The organism is Acinetobacter sp. YH12239 (assembly GCF_013417635.1).
Lineage (GTDB): Bacteria > Pseudomonadota > Gammaproteobacteria > Pseudomonadales > Moraxellaceae > Acinetobacter.
Window position 1 is genome coordinate 1 of the sequence record NZ_VPDP01000034.1, and the last position, 8988, is coordinate 8988.

Here is an 8988-nt window from a genome sequence, read left to right on the forward strand (position 1 = left end):
AGTTGTGCAAGTGGTTAGGGCAAATTGTAGGTTTTATCTCTTTCACAGACTAAAAGTCTTAGGTCTATTACAAACTCTACAATTTGCATATAGTGGAAGCTAATCACTACAAGCTCCAAGATACAAGGTCTATTCCATTGATGAATGCTTTCTGAAGCTCACAGCTTACGAGCATCTATTTGACCTGACTGTATATGCTCAAGACATGAGGGCTAAGGCTTGGCGTTGGTTAGGCCTACCCTGCTGTATTGGAATTGGTCGCTCTAAAACCGAAGCCAAGATTGCCAATCATCTCGCCAAGAAAAACAAGTTCTTCAATGGGGTCTGTAATCTGGCCCATATGGACCCATGCTCTACAGAAACGCTACTCGCGCAGGTTGATGTGTCTGAGGTTTGGGGCGTAGGCAGACAGAACTGTAAGAAGCTCAATACTATGGGTGTTCAATCTGTGCTGGATCTGATCAATGCCAATCCTAAAGAAATCAAAAAGCAGTTTAGTATCGTGATGGAAAAGACGGTGCTTGAGCTACAGGGCCTTTCTTGTATTGACCTTAGTGATGATACTGTAGCGAAGAAGCAAATCATCAGCAGCCGTTCATATGGCAACCCAGTGTATGAAATGGATGACATTAAAGCTTCGGTTCGGCTTTATGTGGCCAGAGCCGTGAAACGAATGCGGGAAGATGGCTCAATCTGCAAGATGATCGGCGTGTATATCCAAACCGGTCGCTTTGATAAGACAGAGCGCTACTCGCCTTACATCGTCGTTCAAATGCATGAGCATACGGATGATCTACTGCTCATCACCAAGGCCGCGATGAAAGGCATCGATCAGATATTTAAGAAAGGCTTTAAGTATAAAAAGGCGGGAATCGTGCTGCTCGAAATTACAGATCAATCCAAGTTTGTGCCCGATCTATTCACGGACTATTCACATAAGCAAGAGCGAGAAAGGCTTTCAGATGCCATCGAAGCCATCAGTGAACGGTTTGGGAAGAATCTCGTCACGCTAGGCATTGCCAACAATAAAGAAGCCACATGGCACATGAATCAAAACCTTAGATCACCTTCGTATTTAACCAAATGGTCTGACTTACCAAGAGTAGGATAAAAACATGCACTTATTTAAATTAACTGACGAACAACTCGCACAAATTCTTATCCCGAAACGATTTGTACCACCTACTCCACCTGAACATGAAGGCAAGAATATGGTCTATGTATTTGATAGTGAGGATAAGTTTGAACTGACTTATGATGAGCTGGTGGAAATCATTAGCAAAGCTAGAATGGCTGGTCCGAAGTTGATACCTGTCTTAGGCACCGTGAATTAAATTGTGCAGTGTTCGCACGCCACTTGAAACATAACTTGATTGGAAATGAATTTGGGCTGAGAAAAATTCAGTTCAAATTTAACCTGACGGGCACACTAAAAAATGGGTAATTGTCAGATCGAGTTTGGACTACAACACTTTAGCTCATCGATTTACCAAAGTGCTAATCTTTACACTATTGTCTAAAATCCAGTGACCAAATTGTGATGCTAAAGCTTTTAAATTCCCTTTATTATGAATCAAAGTTAGTATGATGCTTTTCATAAAGACAGTTTACTTATAACCAGAGAGATTTTTAAACAATTCCCCCTTTTCAGTTTGCTTAGGCTATTTGATCCAGAGTTCATCTTTTTGCATCATTTTTAACATTAAATTAAATATAACCAGCGGAGTAACATTTTTTTTGTTAGAGCCGACAACTCTTTGAAAACTAAATTTAACGGTTCGCTCAGGAGCATCCAAATTAACTGGGTAGTTTTGTTTTTCTAAATACAGATGATCTCCTAACATTGGCTCTATACCAGTAATAAAATTAACAATTTGTTGCTCATCACCTTTCATTCGGCATTGAAAATGTAGAAAATTCTTACGCAGTTTTCCAAATAATAATAATATTTTAAGCGCCTTAACCATGTTCTTTTCTTTCAGTGCATCTTGCTGCCTATCATCTTTATAATGAAAATCAAGGAGAGGAATTATTTCATCTGGACGAGTCAGTTTTTTAGCCTTTTCGTAAAGTTCATCAAACCAACTCTCTTCTAAATTCTTACTATAAACATAATTCGTTTTTAAATTAAATTTTTGGCGATCCATCCATTTAGTGCTCATCCATTGACATCGTTGCATCCATTCTTGAGCTTGGGTATCTTCGCTTAAACGACCTTCTCTAAAACTTATCAAACGTTGAAAAGGTGTCAGAGTACTCTTCTCTATACTAAACTTCTTTTCTTGTCGGCCAGCCATCGTAACTGGCTGTGTTTGCTGATAAGAATTAAACCATTTCTGCTGCTGAGTATAACGATTTAGGTTTATGTAGTCTGTACTTGACTTCACTGGACTAAAACACTGTTCTAATACTTTTTTTGAAATGATACACGGCGAATTATAAATTCGATCGACTGCTAATAAATCCAAAACATGAAGGTAATTTGAAGCCGTTTGCTCAATACTGCTATGCCCCATCCAAGAGGCGAGCACCTGCCATTTATGTTGAATAATCTCTTCTTGAGCACGTGCTTTCATACCAAACAATAAATCCCTCATCTTTTTTGCTTTTACCCAAGGACAATCTGTGTAGGTCTTGATCATTTCTTTTGAACCGAGCAAAGTTATTGCTAGATAGTTAGCAGCACTGTGGCGTAATGTATGAAAACTAAAGCCATGATGCATACCTAATATTTGACTAAACAAATCTACTGTAATTTTGCTGATACATTGATCAGTTAATACACGATGATTCACACTAAAAAGTAGATCATCCTGCTGATTAACCAAATATTGCTCATAACGATGTTGTATGTAACGTTGTACTACTAAAAACTCATGTTCTGACAATGCAATTTTCAATGGTATTTGACGATTCGCACTTCGCGTTTTCAGACGGCGATATGAATTGTCTTGGATATGAAGCGTGATATTATTAAAAACTGTATTTTCTTTTTCTTTATAAAGTAGCTCTGGGCAAATAATATCTTGTATTTTAAGACAACGAACTTCATTTAATCGAAGTCCAGTTCTATAACTTAGTAAATACATCAGCTTTAAACAACTCAGATGATCGACCCACTCTGATGCCGTTGGCTCTTGACTTAAATTTTCTAGTTTTTCCAATAATTTGCCAAATAGCAAAGGACTCACTAGCCGTGCATTGCAAATTTGTAAATGCTTAAAACTTGAATTCTGTAACACCAATACCCCTGGAGCATCATAATTCTCTATACAGAATTGATGAAAATCTTTTAGGCGACCAAAACGGTATTCTGCGCTTTGGTGCATCTTACGAGAGGTTTTTCCTTTCACCGAATCTCGTTGAACTGCTTTTTCATCACGTTCACTGCTGTATTTCAATAGCTGCCGATATAAATCCTCATAGTCATCTATGGATTGTTGCTTTAAATCTAATTTATTGAGCCAAATCTCAAATATAAATTCTTTGCCAAACGATCCTAAGTAGCTTTCAATAGTTGATAATTGAAGCCCTCGTTTTTTTAAATGCATTAACCAGTGAATTAAGCGTAGTTGAGCATCAATTAAAGACTTTTCCTCCGTATTAGCATCAACTATCTTCTCCTCTAACACCCTTCTAGTTTCTTGCCAAAAACGTAGCGTGCGTTCTTCTTTATTCCTCTTTTTATCTAAACGCTCAACTTTTTGACCTTTACGTTTCTTTTGACCAAACAACATCAACTCATACGGAATCGTTTGTAATTTGCTTTGAACAGTCGGAACTTCAGGAAGTAACTGCTCTTGTTCAAAATGAATAGGGCGATTATCTGCTTCTGTGACTTGATTGTAATCATTATTCCACAGCAATCTAAATTCGGATGGCCTTAAAGCAACAGTATTAATCTCTTGCTGAAGCACATTACTCAAAAATATATCTATGCTGAGGTTTGGATTAAATTCGAGTACCATTTGCACATCATTAAATGCACGAAATCCACGGCGTTTAATTTGATATTGCAGATCCCCAAGACTTTTTTTCCTGCCTATCTTACTCAAGCTTTCTAAAATACAATCTTCAACTGAATGTTGCAGACAAAATTCTTTCTGAGTAGCTTTCAACTTTTTTAAATATTGCAAAATGAACTGCGCATATGGGTTAAAAAAAACATGTTTCCATTGGTACAACTTTCCCTGTTCTACATCGTTGCCATATTGAGAGTTTTCAACACGATAATGTAGTAACAATGGATTAGTGATTTTTTTGTAGTCCGAATGGTATAACCGAAAACAATTCAGATCTGTACCAAGCTCAATGGCCTCCTGCAATTGCTTCTGAATAGCAATCAAATGCTGTTCATCTGCACAGCCTGAAATATATATAAAACTTAAGCATAAATTTCCCCATAAGTACTTTGGTTCATTCCAATATTCAAATGAATCTTGCCAATACTGCCTTAATTCCTTAAGTACATGGATATGTAGATGCCCCTGTTCTAACCGTGACTCTGTACTCTCAATTTTTCTAGGCAGTACGATCCGTTTAGTATGTGGATTTAGCTTAATTCTGTATGATTTTTTATCTACATTCTGGTTGAATTGCTTCCTTCTTTTATTAAATTCATCTTCAGTAAATTGCATCAGTTTTGATTGTTCGTCTCGGCTCAACTTTTGACTCAAACAATCAACACTATCTTTAATGTCATGCCATTTTTCAGCGATCAGCTGATCAAGTTTTTGCTGCATTTCTTTCGTCAATACTTCAGGTGGAGAAGGCTGTCTATCTAGCGACTTTTTCACCATTTTATGAATATCAACAAATAGATCATCTAGTTGTGGTTTTATTAGTTCTTTGATTTTTTGCATACAACTATTTTCGCTCTAAGTGTTTAATCGATAAAGATTTGACATTATCTTGCAATTGCTGGCGGGCTTGCTGTACATAGACATTCGGGATAAGTGAAGAATGCGGATGAAAAGCCTCTCGGTCACGTTGGTCATGACCATACAGGGCCTGAATTAAGTGAAAAGCTAATGCTGGTTTACCCTCTTGCTGCTCATGCATCAAAAAGTTCATGTCAAAATGACGTAACCAATTCGAATACATATTCTTTGGAAAGACTCCTTGCATATATGAATTCACCCATTTTCTCGATAAAGGGATTAACTTAATTTTCCTGCTCTGCCATTCTTTGACAGTTATCGGCAAGATATCTTTACTAAAAATGACCTTACCAAAAAGATCATTTACAGTTATCTTCTTCTTTGCAAAGACTTGTCTAAAAAATGAACCGTACGCTTCAATAATTTGTTCTAAAAAGGCAGTGTAATTTTGCAGTGTTTTTATGAAAAAATCAGATAAAGGGATAAAACGACCATCTTTTCTTGCTTTACTATTTTTTTTATCATTCACATATAAAAGCTTGAGCTCAACACAATAATCATCCAAATTCCCCAACAGGTTTTTTTTAGGCCGACTTGCCAAACTCAACAAACTGATATGCCACATCCAACACGCATATGCATTAAGTTGATTAATAATGTGCTTATCTTCTTGGATGTTTTCGTGACAATGTCTATGTAAAATATGGAATTGCTCTTTCACAAAATTGGGTTCAAGTGCCAGTTGGCTCCCTATCCTTCCTATAGATAATGCAGATTGCACTTTGAATTGTTGTTGCAATATTTTTAGTTCAGCCGTGTCTTCAGTAAAATGTGTGGAATGTGGTGTAAGTGCTTTTTCTAAAAAGGCTAGATATGTGCTACTGAGTTGAGTTTTCGGTAGCCCGCCATAATAGATACCAGGCATGTGATGCTGACTATCCCGCCCAGCAATTACATGAGCAAGATATTCATTATATGTTTCATAATATATATGAAAATATAATTGAGCCTGCAGTTTTTCTACAGTGATCGAACCTACAAACCGATTATCAAGCCAATTCTTAAGTTTCGTATTAATGTGTGTTGATGAAATTAGTGGATTCGATGCTTGTTCTATATAGTCAAACCAAGCAGAAGGTAAATGTAGTTGATGTGTCATCACTTCATTCCACCGCACATGATTTAAGCTCTTAATCTTCTGCTCTGTAATTTTAAGATTTAATTTGAGTAAATATTCGCGACGTCTACTTGAACCATTCTGGATCAAAATTCCATCTTGAATAAGCTCGTTAAAATCCATCAGTGCGACGGGTGATAATCCCGTCAAAAGTGACAATAAACATGCTGCAGCGATTGCAGCATCCCTCCAGTGCCCGGATAACTCGGTTCTCAACACATAAACAATTTGCTTCAGTATATCTGGCGCCAAATAATGTGGATTTGTAACAAAAGGAGCATGACGGCGCTGGCGATGCCGCATTAGATGCGTCGCATTATCGCTGAGTATATAATTTAAATTTTTAGACTTTTCATCTTCTGAATAAAACTCCATTTCAGGATCTAATAGATCAACTTCACCCTCTTCATCTTTGTGAAGAGCGGCATCATAAATACTGATCTTTGCGTTATGTCCAATATCTACTTGCTTACCCGTTTTAATTTCACGAAATTTTTTGAGTTCATTTTTCGTCGGCCATTGCAAAACTTTACTTTTTTTTGACTTACGCTGACGATGAACAACACGACGATCATCAAGTCTTTTAAAAATTATTAATAGAGCCGATAAATACTCTATGGCTTGTACTTGTTTGAAATCTTTAATATTAAAAAGTTGATTACGATCCTCCTTTTTCAAGTTACGTTCGTACATGACATAGCGATTTAGTAGCTCACTGCATTCTTGAAATAATTCAGCATGATTAGAATCCAGAACATATCGTGATACATAGCGAAAGAGATCACAAACATGTTTTTGCTTATTCTCAGCTTTATCAATTTTTGCAAATTCTTGATACTGCCGATATGTTAAAAAACTCGCTTGTAGAATCAAATAACGTTCAGACGACAGCTCTTGAGTATTACTAGTAGTCGGGCATGCAAAATAACTTAAAGAAGCTAGATAATAATATTTACCTAATTGTCTAGAACTAGATATATAGCCATATATCTGTTGTGCTTCCTTATATAGAGCATGGGCTTTTTCACGTAAATCATCTGATAGATCGACAAATTGTGTATTCACAACATGATTGCGTAATAAACAATAATCTTTTTGGAATTTTTCTGCTAAATCTAAGAATTGCTCTTCTGTTTCAATCTTTGGCATATTCGCTTTCGCTTAATTTTTTATCAAATTGCATTGGTTAAATTCATTACGATCTGAACAATTTGGTAAAAGTTGATCTTTTATTGAACTCTTTGTCAGCTTAAAAAATCTAGCAAAAAATTTAGCATCCAGCTCTTTCTGAGCTTTTCTCTCAAAGCACAAGTGTTGCTGTGATTTTTCGATAAAATCATCAAGATTATGTATCAACTGTAAGATTGCAACATAATTAGAATGTACACGTAAGCATGGCTCCGTTTGCATTAATAGCAATATTTTTTGCCAAATTTTCACATAGATTATTTTGAACTTTGCTTGTACTACTACTTTCTGGCTCTGTTTAATCTTTTTGATTTTCAGTAGTTCTGAGTTAATTTTTACTATCTTAAATTGAACATTTTGTCGCTCAAAGCAAAAGGGCATGATAAATTGCCCCATAAATATCTCTATATTTTTTACTAAATAGTCAAATTTTAACATTTTTATCGATATAAAAAATGAGCATATCTTTGTATATTAAAATTCATTTAATTTATCAACTAAATTTTCTCAAAATTACAATTATCAACAAATACATATGGTTTACTTATCATGGGTGGTCTAAATTTTAAAAATTCTTCCACTTTTTTTTAGTTTTCTGTTATTACATGAAACAATACCGTTGTATTACATTTTGAAATGCTGTGTATGCAGCATTGATCAAAAAGATTCTCTGCTATACTTACTTCACGTGTAGCATCAATGGAGTTTCGAAATGCTCAGAACCACTGAACAGAAAAAAAAATATATTCAAGCGACACGTGCGCAAAACTATCAAGCCAGCCTAAAGCTTGAAGGCATTACAACGACAGCTCAAACAAATCAACAAAGTAAAGCTGAAATCTTGCAAAAATATAAGAAGTATTCGCAACCCGAAACTTAGTCAGGTGCATGTATGGATAAATATGGGGAAATGGGTGACAGCCTGTATTGTTACCCTGGCACAAATATCCTAAAGAACAAACTCAATATTCATGATGAACAAATTTTAGAACAAGCTGAACTAGAACTGTCTGGATTGGCAAGTAACTTAATTGAATATGCTGAACCACCTTACGACTTACAATACTTAAAATCAATTCATGCGCAGCTCTTTGGCGACTTATACGACTGGGCAGGAAAGTTAAGACAAATCGATATTTCCAAAGGTGACACCCGTTTTTGTAATTTTTCCCGTATTGAAATTGAAACCAATAAACTACTCAAACCGCTTCAAGAAAAAAAATACTTTCAAGGCTTAGCACCACAACAACTGATTCCTCAACTTGCCGACTTGTATTGTGAGCTTAATGTCATACACCCATTCCGTGAAGGTAATGGACGTACACAACGGATTTTCTTTGAGCATCTGATTGCTCATTGTGGTTATGGTATTGATTGGTCTCGCATTGACTCTCAACAACAATGGATTCAAGCCAATATTGAAGGTTTTTATGGTAATTTAAATCCATTAATTAAGATTTTTGAAATATGCTTTATTCAAAATACCTAAAATTTAAGTAGTCGAAGCCCACAATCCTTAATGAGCCATCATCTTTGCTTCAATCCACTGATTAATTTCCCAAATAAACCAACAATCACGATTCTTAGAAATCTTAATACTCTTCGGGTAATTTAGGGTAAGCGTCCGCTGAACACACCTTATGAATTCATCCTATAAGCCTTAATTTAGTCCCCACTTAAAAACAAGTGGGGACTAAAATTTATGACTACAAATCACCAGACATCCATCGCATCTCTTGCGAA

Annotated in this window: 6 protein-coding genes and 1 pseudogene; 4 read left to right on the forward strand and 3 right to left on the reverse strand. The window is 35.9% G+C overall.

The features are described from left to right. Positions 1–124: 124 nt before the first annotated feature. A pseudogene (locus tag FTV17_RS14920) lies at positions 125–1111 on the forward strand (DUF4113 domain-containing protein); the annotation flags it as partial. Positions 1112–1115: 4 nt separating this feature from the next. Then, the gene (locus FTV17_RS14925) at positions 1116–1334 is read left to right on the forward strand and encodes a hypothetical protein (protein ID WP_000550047.1); all 219 of its coding nucleotides are present in this window, start codon (positions 1116–1118) and stop codon (positions 1332–1334) included. 327 nt (positions 1335–1661) lie between these two features. Here FTV17_RS14925 and FTV17_RS14930 read toward each other — a convergent pair whose 3' ends face one another. From FTV17_RS14930 to FTV17_RS14940, 3 genes are read right to left on the reverse strand one after another with little or no spacing between them, the layout of a single operon-like run. Next, complete coding sequence (locus FTV17_RS14930) at positions 1662–4862, reverse strand: site-specific integrase (RefSeq protein WP_151208140.1); 3201 nt, start codon at positions 4860–4862, stop codon at positions 1662–1664. Between the two features lie 4 nt (positions 4863–4866). Then, positions 4867–7206: a hypothetical protein gene (locus FTV17_RS14935; RefSeq protein WP_002058482.1), complete on the reverse strand. Its 2340-nt coding sequence runs from the start codon at positions 7204–7206 to the stop codon at positions 4867–4869. 12 nt (positions 7207–7218) lie between these two features. Then, positions 7219–7683, reverse strand: a complete 465-nt coding sequence (locus FTV17_RS14940) for a hypothetical protein (RefSeq protein WP_000911011.1) — start codon at positions 7681–7683, stop codon at positions 7219–7221. A gap of 274 nt (positions 7684–7957) precedes the next feature. Between FTV17_RS14940 and FTV17_RS14945 the strand changes: the two genes are divergently transcribed. Both FTV17_RS14945 and FTV17_RS14950 read left to right on the forward strand, forming a co-directional pair. Then, positions 7958–8125 carry a YhfG family protein gene (locus tag FTV17_RS14945; RefSeq protein WP_005245168.1) on the forward strand — a complete coding sequence of 56 codons (168 nt, stop codon included), beginning with the start codon at positions 7958–7960 and terminating at the stop codon, positions 8123–8125. A 12-nt stretch (positions 8126–8137) separates the two neighbouring features. After that, complete coding sequence (locus FTV17_RS14950) at positions 8138–8734, forward strand: putative adenosine monophosphate-protein transferase Fic (RefSeq protein WP_004658347.1); 597 nt, start codon at positions 8138–8140, stop codon at positions 8732–8734. The last annotated feature ends 254 nt before the right edge of the window (positions 8735–8988 follow it).

What these genes read in the sequence shown, in the direction of transcription:
- FTV17_RS14930 (WP_151208140.1), bottom strand. Translation starts at nt 4,862, where the DNA reads ATGCAAAAAATCAAAGAACTAATAAAACCACAACTAGATGATCTATTT.
- FTV17_RS14940 (WP_000911011.1), bottom strand. Translation starts at nt 7,683, where the DNA reads ATGTTAAAATTTGACTATTTAGTAAAAAATATAGAGATATTTATGGGG.
- FTV17_RS14935 (WP_002058482.1), bottom strand. Translation starts at nt 7,206, where the DNA reads ATGCCAAAGATTGAAACAGAAGAGCAATTCTTAGATTTAGCAGAAAAA.
- FTV17_RS14925 (WP_000550047.1), top strand. Translation starts at nt 1,116, where the DNA reads ATGCACTTATTTAAATTAACTGACGAACAACTCGCACAAATTCTTATC.
- FTV17_RS14950 (WP_004658347.1), top strand. Translation starts at nt 8,138, where the DNA reads ATGGATAAATATGGGGAAATGGGTGACAGCCTGTATTGTTACCCTGGC.
- FTV17_RS14945 (WP_005245168.1), top strand. Translation starts at nt 7,958, where the DNA reads ATGCTCAGAACCACTGAACAGAAAAAAAAATATATTCAAGCGACACGT.